Below are 22,150 nucleotides of genomic sequence, written 5' to 3' on the forward strand. Positions count from 1 at the left end.
ATTACTCCGCTGACGGGGTAGGTTTGTCGGTGCCAGGTGTGCGACGCTTGCGTGACCCACCGCCACGGCGGCGCTTGCGGACCGCGCCCTTGCCGTCTTCCTGACTCAATTCACGAATCATCTCTCGACGTTGACTGTCGCTGACTTCCTGATAACGCGTCCACCATTGACCCAGGTTACCGGTACGCTCGCCGGCGCTCTCACGCAACAGAAGGAAGTCATAGCCTGCCCGGAAGCGGGGGTTTTCCAAGAGCATATCGGCGCGTTTGCCCTGACGACGAGGCAAGCGTTCCTGCATGTCCCAGATCTCGCGCATGGGAATAGTAAAGCGCTTGGGAATGGCGATCCGGCGACACTGTTCAAGCGTAATGTCGTGAGCCGCTTCCTGCATGGCTGGAATCGGTGGCAGCCCCTTTTCCTGATGGTAATCCACGCGGGCGGGAAGGGCAGGCCAGAGCAGCGCTGCAAACAGGAAGGCGGGTGTTACCGGCTTGCCTTCACGAATACGTGCGTCCGTATTGGCCAACGCCTGCTTGATGAGACGGCCTGTGTATTCAGGGTTCTTTTCGAGCGCTTCAGCTGTTGCCGGGAATAGAGGGGCAAAGAGATCATAGGTGACCAGCAGCTCATAGGTGCGCTCTGCGTTACCGCTCAGGAACAACTTGAGCACTTCATCGAACAGACGGGAGGCTGGGATATCCCTTAACAGGTGTGCCAGGCGGCGAATAGGTGCTGCTGTCTGCTCTTCGATCTCGAAGCCCAGCTTAGCCGCGAAGCGTACGGCTCGCAGCATGCGCACTGGATCTTCCTGGTAGCGCTGCTCGGGATCTCCAATCAAGCGAATCAGGCGATTACGAATATCCGAGGCGCCATTGGCATAATCGAAGATACGTTCCTGGGTAGCTTCGTAGTACAGGGCATTGATCGTGAAGTCACGCCGCTGTGCATCCTGCTCCTGATTGCCATAGATGTTGTCACGAAGGATGCGTCCACTTTCGTGGCGGGCGGAGTGAACGGAGTCTTCATCCTCTTCTTCTTCGGGGTGATTGGCGCGGAAAGTCGCCACTTCAATGATCTCTCGGCCAAAATGTACGTGGACCAGCTTGAAGCGACGTCCAATGACGCGTGCATTGCGAAATTCAGCGCGTACCTGCTCAGGCGTTGCGTTGGTCGCGACGTCGAAATCCTTCGGCTCAACGCCCAGCATCAGATCTCTTACGCAACCACCGACCAGATAGGCCTGGTAGCCAGCCTTCTCCAGCCGATCCACAACGCTCAGGGCATGGCGACTAATCTGTTCACGCTCCAGCGCGTGCTGGCTACGAGGAATCACGATAGGTAGTTCAGGCTTACTGGGTGCGCGACGTAATGGCGAACGCAGGGACTGGATCAGCTTTTTCAGCATTGATAGCACTGTTCTTGAGGTCGGCGGAGCGAGCGGAAACCCGCGGTTATGGCGGATTCTAGCATTATAGGAGGGGATCTTGAATGATGGCTGGCGTGAAGCTTAAGGCACTGGGGGAGCCGAAGCTCCCCCCCAAATTGGTACGTGCTTTGTTTTTATTGTTATATCGAACCTGTTGTTTTTCTTGTCTGGTCCGTCCTGGTCGGATACCTGCCGCCAGGAGGGCTCCCAAATTCGGGGCCAAGAGCAAACGGATTACTTTGGACGCTGATGTCGTCATGATCACAATTGATCTATCCAGTGCAGGTGCTGCCTCAGGGCAGTTTTATTGTTCTCGGCCTGGTACGGGGCAAATGCTCCGCAATCGACTCTTCTCCAAAATGATCAGTTAGCTACGCCTCCGCCTGCTTGTTCTTATTGTGCTGGAGTCGTTACGTCTTATTTTTATTAGGGGTTTTACTGATTTTTTATTTTTGTTGTGCCAGATATAAAGCAGATGCTGTGCCAACTTTTAAAAATCGTTTTAAAACAATGGCTTGTGAAAATATGTAGTGTTTTTTGAGGCGGGCAACATGAGAAATTCGTTACCGTTAACCTCGCCTGATGTTACGGCGGTAACACATTCTGAAACGATGGCCCTGTGTTACCCGCAAAAAAAACGCATCGGTAACGATGCGTTTTCTGTCTATCAGGACAGGTCGGTGCTGGTAGCGCCCGTTTTTCGGCGCGGAATACCAAGCCGTTGACGTCGCTCCCACAAGCACTTGCGACTTATGCCAAGCTTGCGGGCTAATTCGGTCTCGGTCATGTGGTCCTGGTGTTCAAGCACAAAGTGCTGGAAATAGTCCTCCAGGGAGAGGTCTTCCGTAGGCTCATGGCTGACATTGGAGGAGCCCAGAGGCGTCTCGAGTGGATCAAGGAAGTGTTCGGAAAGGTCCAAATCTTCCAGTTCAATATCGATGCCGAGCAGGTCCGGTTCGATTTCGTTCTTCTCGCTGAGAATGACGGCTCGTTCGATTGCATTCTCCAGCTCCCGAACGTTACCCGGCCAGCTGTAATGGCGAATGGCGAGTTCAGCTTCCTGGCTGAAATGCATGGTCTCGCGACCCATGCGGTTGGACTGGCGGGCCAGAAATACGCGGGCGATTTCTAGCACGTCATTGCTTCGCTCACGCAACGGCGGAAGGCGCAGGGAAATAACATTCAGACGATAATAGAGGTCTTCCCGGAATTGCCCGGTCTTGGCCAACGTCTTCAAATCACGGTGAGTGGCTGCAATCAGGCGGACATTGACCTTTTGCGACTGCACCGAGCCGACGCGGCGAATCTCGCCCTCCTGCAAGACACGCAGCAGGCGTGCCTGAGCTTCCAGCGGCAGCTCGCCGATTTCGTCCAAAAAGAGCGTACCGCCATCAGCTGCCTCGACCAGGCCAGTGCGGCTTGCGCTAGCACCTGTAAAGGCACCTTTCTCATGGCCGAACAGTTCGGACTCGATCAACGTTTCGGGAATGGCAGCGCAGTTCACAGAAATCAGAGGCGCTTTTACCCGGCGTGACAGGTTATGAAGTGCACGAGCCACCAGCTCCTTGCCCGTACCGGACTCCCCCTGAATGAGCACGGTGGAATCGGTAGGGGCAACCTTGCGAATCTTGCCATACAGATCCTGCATGGGAGCACAACTGCCGATGATACCAATGTCGCTGTCGTGGACTGGCAGCGCTTCGCCGCGAGTGGCTGGACGCTCCGGCGGTGTCTGCTGCGGGGCCTGTTCGCGCTCGATGAGAATGCGCGCAACCGCTTGCAGCATCTCGTCATGGTCGAATGGCTTGGCGATGTAGTCGACAGCGCCTTGCTTCATGGAGTCTACGGCAGAGCGCAGGCTGGCATAGCTGGTCATGATCAGCACCGGCTTGCCTGCCGCCAGGTCGATCAGCTCAGTCCCAGGGGCACCGGGCAGGCGCAGGTCACTGATAATCAGGTCGAACGATGGAATGTCGTAACGATCCTGCGCTTCCTGCACAGAGCCAGCCTCGCTGACCTGAAACTGATTGCGCTCGAGCAATCGGCGCAGGGCCGAGCGAATGATGGTTTCGTCTTCGACGATCAAAATATGTGCCATATTGGGCTCTCTCGACGGTGGCAGAGCGGAGGCGCCAGGCAGTGGCGCATCTCGTTTCCGCTCTACGTTCCGGTTACGGCTCGATCAGGTTGTTCAAAATGACGCGGCAAATTCACACGTATACGCGTACCGCGGCCTTGCACAAGGTCGATCGGGCTGTCGATCATTATGTCTCCATAATGCTCTTCCACGATGGAATAGACCAGAGCAAGGCCAAGTCCCGTCCCTTTACCAGGGTCTTTGGTTGTAAAGAAGGGCTCGAAAAGACGGCTGATTATGGCTTTTGGGATGCCGGAGCCTTCGTCCTCGACGATAAGCGTTACCGTCTGCCCACGGGCTTCGCTACGCACCTTAATCGTGCCGGTGGGTGGCGAGGCATCGCGAGCATTGGACAATAGATTGATCAATACCTGAGCAAGCCGCTGCGGGTCGCCTTTGACCCAGTGCTCCGGATCGCACAGGTTCTGGAACTCGACATCGACGCTGCGGCGGTTAAGCGACAACAGCGAGATGGCTTCTTGTGCAGTATCTAACAGTCTGACCGGCTCTGGGTCATGTTGCCGACCACCGGCATGGGCAAAGCTCATCAGCGATTGAACGATGCGGGTGATGCGGCGTGTCTGCTCGACGATCTGTCCGCTAATCTCCTGAATTTCTGCATCCGCTTCGCGTTCTTCCTGAAGGATCTGTGCCAGGCAGGCAATACCGGTAACCGGATTACCAATCTCGTGGGCGACTCCTGCTGCGAGGCGGCCAATAGAGGCGAGGCGCTCGGAGTGAATCAGTCGATCTTCGAGCAGCTGGGTCTCACTGATGTCTTCCACGACCAGAACGTTGCCGCTGTTACCGGGGGCAAGGGGCTCGTCGATGGCCGCCTTGTGCAAATTGAGCCAGCGCTGGTTGCTGTCGAGTGCCAGGCGCTGTTTGTATAGATGCTGGTCGGGAGAGCGGAGAAAGCGTTCGAACAGGGCTTTCCAGGGCTCAGGTAGTGCCGAAAGGCGCGAGCCTACAACTTGCACTGAGTCGATGTTTGTCAGCCGCTCCATGGCCCGGTTCCACATCAGGATCTCGCAGTCCTGGGCTAGCGCGCAAACACCCATGGGCAGTTCCTGCAGGGTTTGCCGGTGGTAACGACGCAATGCGTCCAGTTCGGCTGCAAGACCTGTAAGACGGGACTGATAATCTTCCAGACGGCTTTCAATAAAATGGATGTCTTCGGTGACATAGGCCTCGCTGCCTTCCTTGTAAGGCAGGAACGTTTCGACGATATCCTGGGCGACCCGTGGCCCCATCAGGCCTGACAGGTTGGCCTCGATACGGTCTCTGAGCCGACGTAGCGCGTACGGGCGGCGCTCGTCGAAGGGAAGCAGCAGATCGCTGAGGGCGCGCTCTACTTCCTTCTGGGCGGTCTTGGCACCCAGGGGCTTGGCCAGCTGAGTAGCGAACTCCTGGGGCGAGGCGGCAATCAGCTCCCGTCGCTGGGGCCGTCTGACATTGTCTACCGCACAGGCTTCCGCCGCGCTTTTTTCCTCATCGCTGGCTTCGGTGAACAGAGAGACCAGTGCAAACACCAGAACGTTAGCGGCCAGTGACGCCAGGGCTGCCAAGTGCCAGTTGGTGGCATCGATGTAGTAGGAGAAAGGACCGACTTCGAAGCCTTTCATGAAGCCAAGCGCCGGCAGCAGCATGGTCAGCGTCCACAGGCCCATGCCGGTCAGAAGGCCTGCGATGAAGCCGCGGTGATTGGCGGTCTGCCAGTAGAGAACAGATAATGCGCCTGGTAGAAACTGCACCGTGCCCACAAAGGCAACAATGCCAAGGCTCGACAGGTCGCTATGATTACCGATCAGACGGTAGAACCCATAGGCGGCCATGATGATGGCTGCAATCAATCCGCGGCGCGTCCAGCGTAACCAGCGATAGATATTGCCATCGGTAGGTGGCTGATACAGGGGCAGCACCAGGTGGTTGAGCACCATGCCAGACAAGGCCATGGTCATCACGATGATCACGCCGCTGGCGGCGGACAGGCCTCCTACAAACGCTACCAGCGCCAGCAGCGGTTTATCCAGCGCCATGCCCACACCCAATGTGAAATATTCCGGGCTCGTGGGCGCTCCAAGAGCAAGACCGCCCCAGAGAATCGGTGGAATAGCCAGGCTCATCAATAACAGGAATAACGGAAGGCCCCAGCTGGCGCTGACAAGGGCACGGGGGCTCAGATTTTCCGTGAACGCCATGTGATACATGTGTGGCATCACGATGGCCGCCGCAAAAAAGACAAGGAGCAGGATCCGCCAGGGGCCTTCCTGCAAGGGTGTATGCAGTGTGGAAAGTGCTGTCTGATTCTGGGTCAGCCAGGTTTCAAGCCCAGAGGGACCATCGAACACGGTATAGAGCGTTACCAGGCCAACAGCACCTAGCGCGATGAGCTTGACCAGCGATTCGAAAGCAATCGCTACCACGAGTCCTTCATGACGTTCGCGAGCGGTAATCTGTCGCGCGCCAAACAGCATGGCGAACAGCGTAATCAGAAAGCAGAAGGCCAGTGCCGGGCCGTCCTGTGCCGGTGCGCTGATCAGAATGCCGGTGCTGGTAGCGACCGCCTGGATCTGAAGGGCCAATAATGGCAGAACGGCAACCACCATCAGCAGGGCCGTGAGTGCGCCTGCCCAGGTACTTCGAAAGCGAAAGGCGAAAAGGTCTGCCAGTGAAGACAGCTGATAGACACGGGTCAGCCGCAGAATGGGGTAGAGCAGCACAGGCGCCAGCAGAAATGCGCCACATAGACCCAGATAATAGGAAAGAAAGCCGTACCCATAGTCATAAGCCAGGCCAACCGTTCCATAAAAGGCCCAGGCACTGGTATAGACACCTAACGACAGGGTATAGATGATCGGATGTCTGACCAGGCGGCGGGGGACCCAGCCTCGCTCGGTCATCCAGGCTACGCCAAAGAAAATCAGCAGATAACCTGCGCTAATGGCAAGCAGTTGGGAAATACTAAAGCTCATCGGCATCGCGTTGGCTCTGAAGAATAAAAGTAACCACGATCAGAATCAGCCAGAGCAGGTAAGGGCGATACCAGGCACCAGTCGGGTCGATCCACCAATCCATGATGGCAGGGGAAAACAGGTAGATGCCCACAACCAGGAGCAGGACCAACCGGTAGATATACATACTGCATTCTCAAATAGGCCTTGGCTCGATGGTAGCCGATGGACGGGGGGCCTGCATCCGTTAACGCAGGTCTGCCTTATCCGTTTTGAGACAATCTGCGTTGTTACCGGAGTTCAGCTTCGGCAAGTGTATGGGTATGTGGTATCCGGGCAGGCTGCCAGGATTGTATACCCCAGGTCAGAATCTCTCGGGCACTGGCGCCATGGAGCTCGGAGGATGGCTGCTGGCCTAGCGCACGCAGGGCTCTGAGCAGTAGCGGTCCGGCTTGATCGTGCGGAAGAGGCGGGGAGCGGTACGATTTGCCCAGCTTGTGTCCGTCAGGCTGAATGATCAGCGGGACGTGCAGGTAGCGAGGCTGGGGAAAGCCCAGCAGTTCCTGCAGATAGAGCTGACGCGGCGTGGAGTCGAGAAGGTCTGCACCTCGGACGATATCGGTAATGCCCTGCCAGGCATCGTCCAGTACCACGGCGAGTTGATACGCAAACAAGCCATCACGCCGACGGATAATAAAGTCGCCTACGTCCCGTCCTAGATGCTGGCGGAATTCGCCTTGTACCCTGTCGGTAAAGGCATATTCGAGCTCAGGAACCCGGATGCGTATCGCGGCCATGTCATGGGCATGCTGGGCGTTACGGCAGTGGCCTGGATACAGTCCCCCATAGCCTTCCAGCTGTTTGCGCGAGCAGGTACAGGCATAGGCCAGGCCGCTATGCAGCAGGCGCGCTACGGTAGCCTCATAGGCATCATGACGATCACTTTGCCGCTCTACGGCGCCATCCCATTCGAAGCCATAGCGTTCCAGCGTGTCGAGAATGGCTGTTTGGGCGCCTGGAACCTCACGAGGCGGATCGAGATCCTCCATGCGTACAAGCCAGCGCCCTCCTGCGGCACGGGCGTCCAGATAAGACGCAACGGCTGCAACCAGTGACCCGAAATGCAGGTAACCGCTAGGTGTCGGGGCAAACCGGCCTATATAGGATGAGGTCGTCATGGTGGGGAATGACAATCGTTAAAAAGCAAGCGGGGCGCCTGAGCGCCCCTTGATCGATCAGGAACCGATCTGCTTTTCCTTGATTTCCGCCAGTGTCTTGCAGTCGATGCACAGACTGGCAGTCGGACGGGCTTCAAGGCGGCGGATACCTATTTCGATACCGCAAGAGTCGCACCAGCCGTATTCGTTGTCTTCGATCAGCTGAAGCGTCTCGTCGATCTTCTTGATCAGCTTGCGCTCACGATCACGGGTACGTAGCTCGAAGCTGAACTCTTCTTCCTGGGTCGCACGGTCGGCCGGGTCGGCATGGCTGCCGGCATCTTCCTTCATGTGACTTACAGTGCGGTCTACTTCTTCCCGCAGTTCCTGCTTCCATTTATTCAGGATGTTAGTGAAATGGGCGCGCATGCGCTCACTCATGTACTCCTCGCCAGACTCCTCCTGATAAGGTTCGAAGCCACGGGTCAAAGGGGTGTTTTGCTGTTTTTCGTCGGTCGCCATGGATGACCCTCTCACTTTCGCTAATCCTGTCCGCAGGCTGGATACGTCTACTGGGCAAGAGGCCCCCGCGGATGCAAGCGGGCGAACTTACCAGAAGCCTTGGTGCGGCGCTACTACCTGAAGTCCTTGTTATCAAGCCCCAAGGCATATCTTGTGGGTCTTGCTCGAGTTATATGTATTGGTGCCGTCTTTATAGCCTTGGTTAGAATCCCCTCTCTCTAACAAGTTCGGATAGACCATGACCAAATCATTTAGTGCGCGTAGCCGTGCCATTGAGCCCTTCCATGTCATGGCCCTGCTGGCTCGTGCCAATCAGTTACAGGCCGCTGGACATGATGTCATTCACCTGGAGATCGGCGAGCCGGATTTCACGACAGCAGAACCCATCGTCCAGGCTGGGCAGGCGGCGCTGGCGAATGGTAATACCCGTTACACCGCTGCGCGAGGTCTGCCTGAGCTGCGCGAAGCCATTGCCGAATTCTATGCCAAGCGCTATGCCGTCAATATTGATCCCGAACGCATTATGATTACGCCCGGAGGCTCAGGCGCACTTCTGCTAACCAGTGCGCTTCTGGTCGACCCGGGCAAGCACTGGCTGATGGCTGATCCCGGTTATCCCTGTAATCGCCATTTCCTGCGCCTGATCGAAGGGGCGGCCCAGTTGGTCCCGGCTGGTCCGCAGACGCGCTACCAGTTGACGCCCGAGCTCGTCGACGCCCATTGGACGCAAGACAGCGTAGGTGCTCTAGTAGCATCGCCTGCCAATCCCACGGGAACGGTCCTGCACAGGGATGAGTTGGAGGCGCTCTCCAGGAGTCTATCCACGCGAGGCGGTCATCTGGTAGTGGATGAGATCTACCATGGTCTGACCTATGGGTTGGACGCGGCAAGCGTGTTGGAAGTCGATGACGAGGCCTTCGTTCTGAACAGTTTTTCCAAATACTTTGGAATGACCGGCTGGCGCCTGGGCTGGCTTGTCGCACCGTCGGAGGCTATTCCAGAGCTCGAGAAGCTCGCACAAAATCTTTATATCAGCGCACCCACGATTGCTCAGCATGCGGCCTTGGCCTGTTTCAAGCCAGACGCGATCGAGATTTTCGAGGCCCGGCGTACAGCGTTTCAGCAGCGTCGCGACTTCCTGCTGCCAGCCTTGCGGGCGCTGGGCTTTAAAGTTGAGGTCGAGCCGGAAGGCGCGTTTTACCTCTACGCCGATATGTCTGCCTTTGGCGGTGATGCGTATGCTTTTTGCCAGCACTTTATCGAGACCGAGCATGTAGCCTTTACTCCGGGGCTCGACTTCGGACGCTACCGTGCCGGTCAGCATGTCCGCTTTGCCTATACCCAAAGCCTGCCGCGGTTGGAGGAGGCCGTCACACGCATTGCTCGCGGCCTCAAAACCTGGCGTCCCTGATCATCGAAGCGGAAGTAGTCCATGCAGTTTGATCCACCTCTGGAAGAGGGGCTTTTGATCCGGCGTTATAAACGTTTTTTAGCTGATATCGAGACGGTGACGGGCGAGACTCTGACGATTCATTGCCCGAATACGGGATCAATGCTCAATTGTCAGGCAGAGGGTGCTCGTGTCTGGTTCAGCCGTTCCAATGATCCCAAGCGCAAGCTTCCTGGGACATGGGAGCTTGTAGAGACGCCTCACGGGCGGCTCGCCTGCATCAATACCAGCAGAGCGAACCGGTTGGTGGAGGAAGCGCTATTGGCTGGGGCAATTCCAGAACTTGCCGGCTTTAGCGCGTTGCGTCGTGAGGTGGCTTATGGCGCTGAAAATAGCCGGGCGGATTTTCGTTTGACGTATCCCTCAGGAGAGGTTTTTGTCGAGGTGAAGAGCGTAACGCTCGGCTACAACATGGACTGTGTGGCAGCTTTCCCGGACGCCGTTACGGTTCGGGGAGCCAAGCATCTACGTGAATTGTCGGCGCTGGCGCGTGAGGGCGCGCGTGCGGTGCTGTTGTATTGCGTCAATCTCACAGGTATCGAGGCGGTTCGTCCTGCCGATGATATCGATCCTGTCTACGGACGTGCATTGCGCGAGGCGCTGGAGGCCGGAGTCGAGATTCTGGCTTACGGTGCTGATGTTACGCCACAGGCCATACAGGTGACTCGTCGGCTTAAGGTCGTGATGTAACTCTCGGTGGGATGAGCTCGACCACGCCGTTGTGCCCTTCACAGGGCACGAATGAGTCATGACGGTGCAGCGACCAATGGATTCAGTAATGTGAGGCCGACTGATTCCGGTGTGCATGGGGAAAATGCGGGCCGGCAGCGGCTCTTGCCTGAATCCTGTTCAGCGAGTCAGGTTTGGCACATCCCGTGCTTACGCTCCCTCCCACTTTACAAACGTATCAATACGTAACCTTTTTGTAATGCGGTTACTCCGTACAGGGTAAAGCTTATGGCCTTCTGCTGTGCCTAATCTGGCGGGTGATGTAACCCTTCGAAGGAGTGCAACATTGGAGTACGCGGTTATTTCTCGTTTCTTCACCTGTTTACCTATGACCAAGCGGACTCAAAAGGTCTTGTTAGGTGTCTCGCTGACTGCAGGCATTGGCATGCCCGTGTTTGGAGCGACGCCACCTGCGCAAGGAGAGGAGAGTGCCCAGGGCGAGGACCTCAGCTACGAAGTCGCTCCGCCGGAGAAAGGAACCTATCTGTCCTCCTGGTATAACCAGAACGTGACACTGATCGGTAGCAAGGACATCAGCTTCGGTCCACGGCCCGTCGATGATATCTATCTCGAATATGAATATTTCGGGCGTAAAGGGCCTTTCGAGCTCTATGGGTATGTCGATATCCCCAAGGTGTTAGGGATCGGTAACAGTCACGACAGCGGTGTATGGGATAAAGGCTCTCCCGTGTTCATGGAGCATGAGCCGCGGGTATCCATCGATGAGCTGCTGGGTCGCAAGCTGGGGTTCGGCCCTTTCAAGGAGTTCTATGTTGCGTTTGACTGGATTTATGATCACGGTCATAACCGCGAGAACCGGGGCAACACGCTTTATAGCGGCCTGGGAACGGATATCGAGACGGGGACGCGTCTCAACCTCTCCGCTAACCTGTATGTGCGCCGTCAGTGGGAAAATTATGGCGCTGCCAATGAAAACTCCTGGGATGGCTACCGGGCGCAGCTAAAGTACATTCTACCCTTGGGGACGTTCGACAACGGAGCGTCCCTAACATATGTCGGCTTTACCAACGTTGACTTCGGCTCGGATCTGCATGACAAGGCAGGCCCTGCTCGTACCGCCAACGCGACCGTTGCTACCAACGTCCTTTTGTATTCCTTTACGCACCTGCGCCTGATGGCAGTGGGGCGCTATTTCCATAATGGCGGACAATGGAAGGATGGCACCGAACTGAATTTTGGTGACGGCCCCTTCAGGGCTCGCTCGAACGGTTGGGGCTATTACTTCGGCGTGGGTTATCAATTCTGATTCATAAAACGAGGCTGGAACGTTTAAAGTGCCGGCCTTTTATCTGCGAGGACCTCCTTATGAGCGAGCATGCCGCCACTGAGCATGAACAATTGTTGGAAGAAGCCAAGCTGGCTGCTGACCAAACTTACTCACCGTATTCTCAGTTCCCCGTGGGCGCAGCACTGCTGACCGAGAACGGACGCGTAATTCGCGGCGTAAACGTCGAAAATATTTCCTACGGCCTCACCAACTGTGCCGAGCGTAGCGCATTGTTTTCGGCCATCAGTCAGGGATTTGCTCCACGCAGCTTCAAGGCAATTGCCGTTTATGCTCCCAAGGTTCCGCTGATCAGCCCGTGCGGTGCCTGCCGTCAGGTCCTGCTCGAACTTATGGCGCCTGATGCAGTGATCATCTGCCAGGGTAGCGACGCGTTGGCCACCAAGGTCTGGACACTCAAGGAATTGCTTCCGGGCGCCTTTGATTCTTTCTAACGTCACCGAAGGCTTGCCGGCGTTCGAGTCGGCGCTTGAGGTCCTATTGTGTTCGGAGACAACACCATGATCAGTCTTGTCGGGATGGCTGTGCTCGTCGCTATTGCCGTCGTGCTATCCAGCCATCGCCGCGCCATCCGGCCGCGTACGGTTCTCTGTGCCTTTGGCATTCAGGTCGCGCTAGGGGCCTTTGCACTCTATATCCCCTGGGGCCAGACCGTGTTGGCATCGATCTCCAGTGGCGTCTCGTCGCTACAGCTCTATGCGGACAAGGGCATCGAGTTTCTCTTCGGCGGGTTGAGCAGTGCCCGCATGTTCGAGGTGTTCGGCAATGGCGGCTTTGTATTTGCCATCAAAGTACTGCCGGTCATTGTCTTCTTTGGAAGCTTTATCTCCGTACTCTACTACCTGGGGATCATGGGTTGGATCATTCGGCTGATCGGAGGGGGCTTGAGGCTGATGCTGGGGACCAGCCGGATTGAGTCGATGGCAGTAACGTCGGCCATCTTTATTGGTCAGTCTGAGGTACCGCTTGTCGTTCGGCCATTTATCGCCGATATGACCCGGTCAGAGTTATTTGCAGTGATGGTTGGCGGGTTTGCAGCCGTTGCCGGATCGGTATTGCTGGGCTATGCCGGGCTGGGTGTTGATCTCAAATATCTGATCGCTGCCAGCTTCATGGCCGCACCGGGAGGCTTGCTTATGGCCAAGCTGATGGAGCCTGAAACCGAGGCGACCCGGGACGAAACCATCGTGGGTAACCTGGGGCAGGGCGAGAATCGGCCAGCCAACGTTATTGATGCTGCCGCAGAAGGCGCTCAGGCGGGTTTGAAGCTTGCCGTGGCCGTAGGCGCAATGTTGCTGTCGTTCATTGCGCTCATTGCCATGCTTAACGGATTGCTCGGCTGGGCTGGCAGTTGGCTGGGTTATCCGCAGATCACGATGCAGCTGATTTTGGGTTATCTGCTGGCGCCTGTCGCATTTCTCCTCGGCGTGCCGTGGAATGAAGCGGTTCAGGCAGGCGGTTTCATCGGCCAGAAAATCGTTCTGAATGAGTTCGTGGCCTATGTGGATCTTGCCAACTATATGGATCCTGCCAAGGCGGCTGCTGCAGGCGTGCAGGTCTTGTCTACCCATACACAAATCATTGTGACTTTTGCTTTGTGCGGCTTCGCCAATTTGGCATCCATTGCCATTCAATTGGGTGGCTTGAGTTCCATTGCTCCGCAACGCCGCTCTGAACTGGCACGGCTTGGACTGCGCGCCATGATTGGCGGGACGCTTTCCAACTTCATGAGCGCAGCGATTGTGGGATTTTTCATCTCGATATGAACCAGGCGGCGCGGTAGTTATATGCTGCGCCTACCTCGTGATGGTGGATTAGCCCGGAGGACTGCCAGGATGTGGTTGGCTCAGGAAGTGATTCGTCGCAAGCGTGACGGCTTGGTACTGGAGCGCTCGGATATCAAGCGTTTCGTTGCAGGAATAACGGACGGAACCCTCAGCGAAGGCCAGATCGCGGCGTTCGCCATGGCTGTTTTTCTCAAGGGCATGACGGTCGACGAGCGCATTTTCCTTACGACTGCCATGCGCGATTCGGGACAAACGCTCTCCTGGATCCTGCCCGGTCCTGTAGTCGACAAGCACTCCACCGGCGGTGTGGGTGATGTGGTAAGCCTCGTTCTTGCGCCATTGCTGGCAGCTTGTGGCTGTTACGTGCCGATGATCTCAGGTCGCGGCTTGGGCCATACCGGCGGTACGCTGGACAAGCTGGACAGTATTCCCGGTTATAACTGCCAGCCATCGCCTGAACAGTTGAGGCGAGTCGTAGCTGAAGTGGGCTGCGCCATCATTGGGCAGACCGCTGACTTGGCACCGGCGGATAAACGGCTTTATGCCATTCGCGATGTGACCGGTACGGTTGAGTCCATTGATCTTATTACCGGGTCGATCCTGGCCAAGAAGCTGGCGGCAGGACTGGATGTTCTGGTCATGGACGTCAAGATGGGTAACGGTGCCTTCATGGCAGAGACTAGCCAGGCGCAAGCGCTGGCACAGAGCATTGTCGCGGTAGCCAACGGGGCAGGTGTCAAAACCCGGGCATTGGTTACCGATATGAACCAGCCGCTGGCACGCAGTGCGGGAAACTCCCTGGAAGTGGCTGAGGCTATCGCGCTTCTCAAAGGCGAGATCCGTAGTCAGCGACTTTGGGAGGTAACAATGGCCTTGGCTGCACAGGCCCTGGTTTTGGCAGGGCAGGCCAATACAATAGTCCAGGCCCATGAACAATTGCTCGGGGTCTGGAGAGACGGTTCCGCCCTAGAGTGTTTCGCTCGTATGGTGGCCGCGCTGGGCGGCCCGGTTAACCTGACCAAAGCACCGGAGCGGTATCTACAGCAAGCGCCTGTCGTCATGCCTGTTTTCAGTGAGCGACCGGGACGTGTGGTGTCCATCGATACACGTTCGGTAGGCCTGGCAGTTGTAGTCCTGGGTGGCGGTCGTCAGCACCCGGCCGATCAGATCGATCTGTCGGTTGGTTTAAGTGAGCTGGCTTTTGTGGGCGAGGCCGTAGACGAGCAGAAACCTCTCTGCTGGGTTCATGCTGCCAATAAGGACAAAGCCCAGGAAGCAGCTGTCTCGATCAAGCGTGCCTACCGCTTGGGAATGGAGAGCCCTGTGCCCGGCAGACTGATTCACGAGTACATCTGAAGGCTGGATAACCAGTTACGCACTCAGCGCAGTCGCTTTTCTCCAGACAAAAAAAGACCCGGCAGAGCCGGGTCGAAACCGTGATTAGCCTGATGAGGAGATAACCTGAAAGGCCGACCTGCTAGTCTCTCAGTTATCAGAGCCAGTCTCGCGACCAGCTGATTCAAATAATAGCTATTCTCATTTCTGTGTCAAGCTATTCGAGAATATTTCTTATTCTCAAATAGGAAGCAGGCTTATGATTTGAGCTGCTGGCGCAACTGCGTGACTTCCTTATTGAGCAGATCGATGCGGCGAGCCATATTCTCAATAAGGTTGTGAGCGATACGGGGCGTGCTGTACATCAGGCTTAAGAACTGATCCTTGGGAATGATCATCACTGTGCAGGGCTCTGTCGCTACTACAGTCGCACTGCGTTTCTCCTGGGTGAAAACCGCCATGGCGCCAAAGATTTCGTCTTTGCACACATCGCCTACCTTCTGATCATTGACCCGCGCCTCGGCGTGGCCTTCGATAATAATGAAGACGTGGTCAGCCTCATCCCCCTGACGGATCAACTCTTCGCCTATGGCAAATTGCTTGAAGCCTGTGCTGGGGCGTACTTCCTGGGGCTTGAGTCGCACCAGTGCATCGGAAAGCAGCGCGTTTTGACCAATAAGGTATTGAAGCAGCAGCTCCTGGCGCTGTTCGCTGCTGTGGATATGGCGAAACACATCCGAGCGCCGATAGGGAATGAGCGTGACGGGCTCGTCGCTTTTATAGGTGCACTCGGGAAGGTCCAGCCCTTGTCTCATGCCAACCAGGTCGCCTTCCTGCAAATAAAACAGGGGACGCCCCTCCACTAAGGCATGCACCATGCCTTTCTGTATCAAAAAAAGATGGTTGGCTGGCTCAAGCTCGCTCAAGCCATACAGGCAGTAAACGGAAATAGGCTCGCCTGAAGGGGAAAGTCCTTCGAGCAACTGCGCCGGAATGCCCTGTAGACGGCTGATCAGCTGGTCGGCATAGGTAGGCTGCTCGCCAAGGAGATACATGGCCCTGAATCCTTTATATCAGAGGTGTGAAATAGCTCGCACAATAAGCAAGCCGGTGGACGGCGTAAATCCTCATCAGCGGAGCTTGTGAGCTATCTCGTGTTCCTGAGCCAAGGCTCTGGCCTGAGCGAGTAGGGCCTGCTTGTGTTGAGGTGTCAGTTCATTCCAGTGAATGTTGAGCAGAGCGCCCTCCAGGGCATAAAGCAGAACTTTCGATGTACGAAAACCGCGTGCACATACCGCCATGTAAGCTCCCGCCGAGCCCCGATTGCGCAACTCGTCTACCGTACGGATACCTACCGCATGTAACCAAAGTACTGACGTCTTGCCGAGATTCTTCAACAACAGTAAGTCATTACTCATCGTGCCCTCCAGGCCCGTTTTGCCTAGTGCTCACTGAATGCACTCGCCTGAGTACCTCTTCAGTGTAGCGGTCTCTCCGGGCGCTGGAGGAGGAAACGATGTGTGGAGCCTGCAGTCAGTTGACCGGTAGCTTGTCTTGCATGGCCTTGACGAGCGCATCCAGGTTGGTCGGATCGGTCATGTCAACATGCCGTGTTCGGATCAATTCCTGCTCTGTCAGTGCTTCACGGCCTTGCTGCTGAGCCTGGACGACCGCCAGGGTTGCATCAGACGGATCACGGCCTTCAGCCTGGCGCTCGGCAAGCCACTGGGCAATCACGGTATCCGGGGCGTGGCAGTCGATAATCAGGAAGGGGACGGCTGCCGTTTCTGCCACCTGAGCAGCTGCTTCGCGCTGGGCCTGTTTCAGATAGGTTGCATCCAGTACTACCGGATAGCCGGCCTGAAGGATATCTGCCGCTAGGTGATGCAGGCGATCATAGGTTGCCTTCCCGGACTCAGCGCTATACAGCACGTCAGGCGTAGCGTCTTGAATCAACCGCTTGCGCTCGACATCCGAGCGAATACGAATCGCGCCCAGTGCCTCCACCAGTTTGAGCGCTGCGCTGCTTTTGCCTACAGCGGATACGCCATGGGTAATGGCCAACAGGCAGTACGGAATGGCGCAGTAACTTTCTGCCAGAGACGCATAATTGCGGTAGCGTGCCAGGATTTCAGCCTTTTGAGCCGGATCGGAGGTCTGTCCGTACTGGAAGAGGTTGACCTTGGCCCGAACCATGGCCCGGTAAGCCTTATAGAACGGCAGAACATGCAGCCCGTCATAATCGCCGGTCATCTCGAAATAGGCATTGATGAAGCGGCGGGCTAGCGTCTTGTGCTTGCGGTCTTCCAGGTCCATCGCCAGGAAGGCGGTATCGGCAATCACATCCGTCATACGGAAAGGCTCGTTGAACTCGATGCAGTCAAAGAGTACGACCTGTCCGTCCAGTTGGGTCACATTGGCAAGGTAGATGTCGCCATGGCATTCACGAATGAAACCCTCCGCCTTGCGCCGCTCGAACAGGGGATGCAGCCGGGCAAAATGTTCCTCTGCCCAGGCCTCCAGGTGATCCAGTTGGGCAAGGTCTTGTGCATGCTCAAGCATCGGGCGGATCTGCTCGAAGTTCTGACGCACAGGTGCCATCACCGCATCGGGCGACCCCAGTTCGTTTGAAGCATCGACAACCGGTGCGCTCAAATGGAAGCGCGCAATCTGCTCGGCCAGTGCATCAATATGCTGCTCGGTGAGTTCGCCGCGCTTTTCAATCTCGCTTAATAGCTGACTCTGAGGAAACTCGCGCATCTTGATGGCATATTCAATAACCGGACCTTCGCCACTTATCTGGGGTGCCTCCGGACGGCCTGTAATGGGAACGACATCCAGATACAGTCCTTTCGTCAGGCGTTGGTTGAGGCGTAGTTCCTCGCTACAGAAATGCTCTCTGGCTTTCAGGTCAGTAAAGTCAAGAAAGCCGAAGTTCACCGGCTTCTTGATCTTGTAGGCATACTCCCCTGTCAGAACAACCCAGGAAATATGCGTCTCGATAACATTGAACGCGGTAACCGGGTGCGGATAGAGGGCCGGGTTCTGCAGCGCAGCGATCAGGGTCTGACTCACAAGCGGTCCTTAGCGTAGCCATGAAAAAGTGATCGCCATTATGGCCGCTGTGAGTGACCCTGCAAACCGCTGGCTGGCGTCTGCCCGCTAGAAGCAAAGTGCGTATAATGCGCCGCCATGAAACGCACCCGATCCTCTCGCTCAAAAAAACCGTCCCGCCAATTCTTCAACTGGCGCTCCCTGTCCGGCTGGGCTCTTAAATTAGGCCTGGTGGGCTTGGTCGTCCTTGCGGGATTTTCCATTTATCTCGACGCTATCGTGCAGGAGAAATTTTCCGGCAAGCGCTGGATGGTTCCTGCCAAGGTATATGCACGGCCGCTTGAGCTGTTTACAGGGCTTAAGCTCAGCAAGGATGACTTCCTGACCGAGCTTGATGCACTAGGCTATCGCCGTGAAAAAGCCATTCAGGGGCCGGGTGACGTCTCGGTAGCAGGCTCCAGCGTTGAGCTGGATACCCGAGGCTTTCAGTTTTACGAGGGTGAGGAACCTCCTCGCTCGATCAAGGTGAACTTCTCTGGCGATTTTGTCTCGGGGCTAAGTAGCAAGGACGGCTCAGATCTGGCTGTGGCGCGTCTTGAGCCTCTGCTGATCGGCGGAATATACCCCGCCCACAACGAAGACCGAATCCTCGTTAAGCTGGATCAGGTTCCGCCTGCACTTATCAATGGACTGGTCTCGGTCGAAGACCGTGAGTTCTGGGATCACCATGGTGTTTCGCTAAAGTCGATTGGGCGAGCCGCCTGGATCAACGTCACCACAGGGCAGTTGCGTCAGGGCGGCAGTACGCTGACTCAGCAGTTGGTCAAGAACTTCTACCTCTCCAGTGAGCGCAGTCTGACGCGTAAGCTTACCGAAGCCCTGATGGCGGTATTGCTGGAGCTGCATTACGACAAGAACGAAATCCTTCAGGCCTACCTCAATGAGGTTTTCCTGGGGCAGGATGGCACCCGCGCCATTCATGGTTTCGGTCTGGCCAGTCAGTATTTCTTTAGCCAGCCGTTGTCCGAGCTTAAACTGCACCAGGTCGCTCTGCTGGTAGGAATGGTAAAAGGACCTTCCTACTACAATCCGCGGCGTTATCCGGAGCGTGCCCTGGCTCGTCGTAATCTGGTCATCGACCTGATGGCCGAACAGGGTGCGGTTACAAAGGAAGATGCGGAAGCGGCCAAGCAGCGGCCCTTGGGGATCAGTAAGGCAGGCTCGCTGACAAACAGCTCCTATCCCGCCTTCATCGATCTGGTTAAGCGTCAGCTCCAACAAGACTACCGGGAAGAAGATTTGACTGGTGAAGGGCTGCGTATTTTCACCAGCTTCGATCCAATTCTTCAGCTCAAGGCCGAGACCTCCATGACCGAGGCCTTGAAGCGCCTCGACGGCCGCAAGGGTGTGGAAGGCATTGAGGCGGCCATGGTGGTCACCAACCCGGAAACCGGTGAAGTTCAGGCATTGCTGGGCGGGCGTGATCCTCGCTTTGCCGGCTATAACCGGGCACTGGATGCAGTTCGGCAGGTCGGCTCCATCATCAAGCCTGCGGTATACCTGACAGCACTGGAAAGGCCGAGTCAGTACACCCTGACCACGTTCATCAAGGACGAACCGTTCTCCGTTAAGACCGGTGATGGTCAGGTTTGGCGTCCGCAAAATTACGAACGTGATTCCCACGGGACGATTTTCCTGTATCAGGGACTGGCTCATTCCTACAACCTGTCTACTGCCCGGCTGGGCCTGGATCTGGGCGTGCCTGAGGTGCTCAAGACCATCGAGCGTCTGGGGGTGAGTCGCTCGTTGCCGCCTTATCCTTCAACGCTTCTGGGTGCTGGTGCGTTGACTCCCATGGAAGTCGCCACCATGTATCAGACGCTGGCCAATGGCGGGTTCAATACACCGCTGCGTAGCATTCGTAGCGTTCTGGCATCTGACGGTGAGCCGCTCAAGCGTTATCCGTTCCAGATTCAGCAGCGTTTCGATCCGGGGGCTATTTACCTGACCCAATACGCGATGCAGCGTGTCGTGCGCGAGGGCACAGCTCGCTCGGTCTATAACCAGCTGCCTTCATCCTTGAATCTGGCGGGCAAGACCGGTACGACCAACGATTCACGAGACAGTTGGTTCTCGGGCTTCAGTCAGGACTTGCTTGCCGTAGTCTGGCTGGGTCGTGATGACAATGGCAAGACGCCGTTGACCGGCGCGACAGGAGCCCTGCAGGTATGGACCGGATTCATGAAGCGTGCCAAGCCAACCTCGCTGGACCTTCCGCTGCCCGATAATGTTGTTCAGGCATGGGTTAATCCGGCCACAGGGCAGGGGACCGATCCAAATTGCCCCGGCGCGGTCCAAATGCCCTATATTCAGGGAAGTGAGCCGCCCCCTGGGCCGGCATGTGGTGGACAGAACCCTTCCGACTCTGTCATGGACTGGGTCCGCGGTTGGTTGAATTAAGAGGGTAGAACGTGACTAAAGCGGTATGGGCGGCACTGGCCGCTACGGTAGTTCTGGCTGGTTGTGCCACGCCACAGCAAGGTGCTATTCCGGTTGTGGATTCAAGCACGCCTGTTTCCAATCAGGAGCTGGCGCGTAGTGGCGGTCGCATGCCGACTAATTCACTGCCGCCTATGGCTGCCCAGGCGCCACAGCAGCAGGATGGCGGTGTAACGGTGATGGTGCCCGGTGATAATCCGGCGCCCATCCAGACCTTTGCGGCAGCTCCGGCTACAGCGCCTATTTCGACGGGGCCTATAACGGTGGGACCCTCTACCGGTGCGCCAGCTGCTCAGGGGTATGACAGCTACTCAGCGCCCCAGCCGGCACCCAGCGCGCCTACGGGAATTCCTTCCGGCCGTAGTAGTGCGCTGTCGGCCGATGAGCAGCTCGATGGTCCCGTATTGGCCTTGCTGACAACAGCACAGCAACAGCAGGGCGGCGGCGATCTTAACGGAGCTTCCTCAAGCTTGGAGCGTGCCATGCGCATCGCGCCTCGCGAGCCGCAAGTGCTATATCGGCTGGCTGAAGTCCGCTTGGCCCAAGGCGATGCCGCGCAGGCTGAGCAGCTGGCTCGACGTGGACTGACGTACGCCAATGGCCGTCCTGCCCTGCAAGCCAGTCTGTGGGAATTAATCGCTCAATCGCGCGAACGCCAAGGCGATGCCGCGGGTGCGGCTACAGCACGTCAGCGTGCCAAGGTGGGTGCCTGATGGATGCTCGCCTGTCTGATCTGGCGGAGCAATTGCTTCTGATCGAGCGAGAGTTGCGTGTACTGGGATGGTGGGAAAGCGTGCCACCCAGCGATCAGGATCTGGCCAGCCAAGAGCCGTTCTGTGTAGACACGTTGAGCTTTGCGCAATGGCTTCAGTGGATTTTTCTACCACGGATGAAGGTCATCATTGAGTCGGACAGCGGGTTACCTGGACGCTCAGGCATCCGTCCTATGGCGGAAGTGGTCTATCAAAACGACATGCGCAACGTGGCAACGCTTTTGGAGGCGCTGGGCGAGTTCGATCGTCTGATCGAACATCGCTAAGGCTTAATTGCAGTTCTGATTGATCGAGAATTCGGCTTCGCTGATACGCTGCTGGCGTTCTTCCTCGGTGAGCCGTCTCATTTGTCCCCGACCCTCTTCGATCATGACCCGAGGATTACTGCGCAGCTGTGCCAGGTTGGTTCGCGCAGCCTTGCAGTACTCCTCACGCTTCTTTTCTTGTTCTCTGACGTCTTGCTGAACCTTCTGCTCGATAGAGCGCTGTTCTGCGTTGTTTACGGCGTCGCCCGTACCATTCCCGGCTCCCGGTGTGTTGGCCTGGCCTGAAAGACTGGGTGCCGGTTTTACCTTCATTTCATCTGCACTGCGGTCAGCAGGCGGTTGCGCGCTGAAGTGGGTGACGCCTTGGGCATCGACCCACTTGTAGACCTGAGCGGCGTGAACGGAGCCCATCAAGACAAAGGCACTGCTAATGGCTAAAAACGTACGCCACATGTTGAATCCTTTAGCGTAAGGGTTAGAGCGCTCTACTATAGCGAAACTTGCCTCTAAAAAATGAGACTTCGATCTGTGCATAAATTAAGTGCATAGACGGCTTGACTTGCACCGGCTGAATGCGAAGAATCCAAAGTTCGCTGTAGAAAGCCGGCCCAAAGCTAGCTTCTCGGCAGACCATGAGGTGCCTACCCGCGCCGCCGCAGTCATACCCGTAACGCGTTACCTCGCGCTGGGTGGAGGAACTCGGTAACTCTAGAGCTCTTCCAACACGGCTTTCTTGGCAGCTGTCCCGTCGGCGA

General features: G+C 56.6%; 19 protein-coding genes. 9 read left to right on the forward strand and 10 right to left on the reverse strand.

Features of this window, described 5'->3' with window-relative positions; genetic code table 11:
• Window position 1 precedes the first annotated feature (1 nt).
• From HMPREF1487_RS11535 to dksA, 6 genes are all read right to left on the reverse strand, one after another.
• Complete coding sequence (locus HMPREF1487_RS11535; RefSeq protein WP_010796827.1) at window positions 2–1,405, reverse strand: polynucleotide adenylyltransferase PcnB; 1,404 nt, start codon at window positions 1,403–1,405, stop codon at window positions 2–4.
• Between the two features lie 688 nt (window positions 1,406–2,093).
• Complete coding sequence (locus HMPREF1487_RS11545) at window positions 2,094–3,524, reverse strand: sigma-54-dependent transcriptional regulator (RefSeq protein ID WP_010796829.1); 1,431 nt, start codon at window positions 3,522–3,524, stop codon at window positions 2,094–2,096.
• 62 nt (window positions 3,525–3,586) lie between these two features.
• The gene (locus tag HMPREF1487_RS11550; protein ID WP_010796830.1) at window positions 3,587–6,544 is read right to left on the reverse strand and encodes a sensor histidine kinase; all 2,958 of its coding nucleotides are present in this window, start codon (window positions 6,542–6,544) and stop codon (window positions 3,587–3,589) included.
• Window positions 6,528–6,704: a hypothetical protein gene (locus HMPREF1487_RS27325; RefSeq protein WP_010796831.1), complete on the reverse strand. Its 177-nt coding sequence runs from the start codon at window positions 6,702–6,704 to the stop codon at window positions 6,528–6,530. The genes HMPREF1487_RS11550 and HMPREF1487_RS27325 overlap by 17 nt, the downstream gene beginning before the upstream one ends.
• A 103-nt stretch (window positions 6,705–6,807) precedes the next feature.
• A complete protein-coding gene (gene gluQRS, locus HMPREF1487_RS11560; protein ID WP_010796832.1) occupies window positions 6,808–7,695 on the reverse strand; it encodes a tRNA glutamyl-Q(34) synthetase GluQRS in 888 nt (295 codons plus the stop codon).
• Between the two features lie 57 nt (window positions 7,696–7,752).
• Window positions 7,753–8,196 (reverse strand): RNA polymerase-binding protein DksA, encoded by a 444-nt coding sequence (dksA, locus tag HMPREF1487_RS11565; RefSeq protein ID WP_010796833.1) that lies wholly within the window; start codon window positions 8,194–8,196, stop codon window positions 7,753–7,755.
• Between the two features lie 238 nt (window positions 8,197–8,434).
• Between dksA and HMPREF1487_RS11570 the strand changes: the two genes are divergently transcribed.
• The 6 genes from HMPREF1487_RS11570 to deoA all read left to right on the forward strand — a co-directional run bounded on the left by HMPREF1487_RS11570 (window position 8,435) and on the right by deoA (window position 14,824).
• A complete protein-coding gene (locus tag HMPREF1487_RS11570; protein WP_010796834.1) occupies window positions 8,435–9,607 on the forward strand; it encodes a pyridoxal phosphate-dependent aminotransferase in 1,173 nt (390 codons plus the stop codon).
• 21 nt (window positions 9,608–9,628) lie between these two features.
• Entirely contained in the window at window positions 9,629–10,336 is a 708-nt protein-coding gene (gene sfsA / locus HMPREF1487_RS11575) for a DNA/RNA nuclease SfsA (protein ID WP_010796835.1), read from the forward strand.
• A gap of 367 nt (window positions 10,337–10,703) precedes the next feature.
• Complete coding sequence (locus HMPREF1487_RS11580) at window positions 10,704–11,642, forward strand: nucleoside-specific channel-forming protein Tsx (RefSeq protein ID WP_037030719.1); 939 nt, start codon at window positions 10,704–10,706, stop codon at window positions 11,640–11,642.
• A 59-nt stretch (window positions 11,643–11,701) separates the two neighbouring features.
• Complete coding sequence (locus HMPREF1487_RS11585; RefSeq protein ID WP_010796837.1) at window positions 11,702–12,115, forward strand: cytidine deaminase; 414 nt, start codon at window positions 11,702–11,704, stop codon at window positions 12,113–12,115.
• Between the two features lie 66 nt (window positions 12,116–12,181).
• On the forward strand, window positions 12,182–13,447 hold the full coding sequence (locus HMPREF1487_RS11590; RefSeq protein ID WP_010796838.1) for a NupC/NupG family nucleoside CNT transporter: 1,266 nt from the start codon (window positions 12,182–12,184) through the stop codon (window positions 13,445–13,447).
• A 69-nt stretch (window positions 13,448–13,516) separates the two neighbouring features.
• Window positions 13,517–14,824 carry a thymidine phosphorylase gene (deoA, locus tag HMPREF1487_RS11595; protein ID WP_010796839.1) on the forward strand — a complete coding sequence of 436 codons (1,308 nt, stop codon included), beginning with the start codon at window positions 13,517–13,519 and terminating at the stop codon, window positions 14,822–14,824.
• 236 nt (window positions 14,825–15,060) lie between these two features.
• Here the strand turns inward: deoA and HMPREF1487_RS11600 are convergent, their stop codons facing one another.
• From HMPREF1487_RS11600 to HMPREF1487_RS11610, 3 genes are all read right to left on the reverse strand, one after another.
• The gene (locus tag HMPREF1487_RS11600; RefSeq protein WP_010796840.1) at window positions 15,061–15,858 is read right to left on the reverse strand and encodes a Crp/Fnr family transcriptional regulator; all 798 of its coding nucleotides are present in this window, start codon (window positions 15,856–15,858) and stop codon (window positions 15,061–15,063) included.
• 75 nt (window positions 15,859–15,933) lie between these two features.
• On the reverse strand, window positions 15,934–16,221 hold the full coding sequence (locus HMPREF1487_RS11605) for a TfoX/Sxy family protein (protein ID WP_010796841.1): 288 nt from the start codon (window positions 16,219–16,221) through the stop codon (window positions 15,934–15,936).
• Window positions 16,222–16,336: 115 nt separating this feature from the next.
• Window positions 16,337–17,878 carry a bifunctional aminoglycoside phosphotransferase/ATP-binding protein gene (locus HMPREF1487_RS11610; protein ID WP_010796842.1) on the reverse strand — a complete coding sequence of 514 codons (1,542 nt, stop codon included), beginning with the start codon at window positions 17,876–17,878 and terminating at the stop codon, window positions 16,337–16,339.
• 117 nt (window positions 17,879–17,995) lie between these two features.
• Here HMPREF1487_RS11610 and mrcB point away from each other — a divergent pair, with 117 nt between their 5' ends.
• From mrcB to HMPREF1487_RS11625, 3 genes are read left to right on the forward strand one after another with little or no spacing between them, the layout of a single operon-like run.
• The gene (gene mrcB / locus HMPREF1487_RS11615) at window positions 17,996–20,317 is read left to right on the forward strand and encodes a penicillin-binding protein 1B (protein WP_010796843.1); all 2,322 of its coding nucleotides are present in this window, start codon (window positions 17,996–17,998) and stop codon (window positions 20,315–20,317) included.
• 11 nt (window positions 20,318–20,328) lie between these two features.
• The gene (locus tag HMPREF1487_RS11620) at window positions 20,329–21,069 is read left to right on the forward strand and encodes a tetratricopeptide repeat protein (RefSeq protein ID WP_010796844.1); all 741 of its coding nucleotides are present in this window, start codon (window positions 20,329–20,331) and stop codon (window positions 21,067–21,069) included.
• Window positions 21,069–21,395 (forward strand): YqcC family protein, encoded by a 327-nt coding sequence (locus tag HMPREF1487_RS11625; RefSeq protein WP_010796845.1) that lies wholly within the window; start codon window positions 21,069–21,071, stop codon window positions 21,393–21,395. The genes HMPREF1487_RS11620 and HMPREF1487_RS11625 overlap by 1 nt, the downstream gene beginning before the upstream one ends.
• Window positions 21,396–21,398: 3 nt before the next feature.
• Here HMPREF1487_RS11625 and HMPREF1487_RS11630 read toward each other — a convergent pair whose 3' ends face one another.
• On the reverse strand, window positions 21,399–21,848 hold the full coding sequence (locus HMPREF1487_RS11630; protein ID WP_010796846.1) for a DUF4124 domain-containing protein: 450 nt from the start codon (window positions 21,846–21,848) through the stop codon (window positions 21,399–21,401).
• Window positions 21,849–22,150 lie beyond the last annotated feature (302 nt).

Source organism: Pseudomonas sp. HPB0071, assembly GCF_000478505.2.
GTDB lineage: Bacteria > Pseudomonadota > Gammaproteobacteria > Pseudomonadales > Pseudomonadaceae > Chryseomonas > Chryseomonas luteola.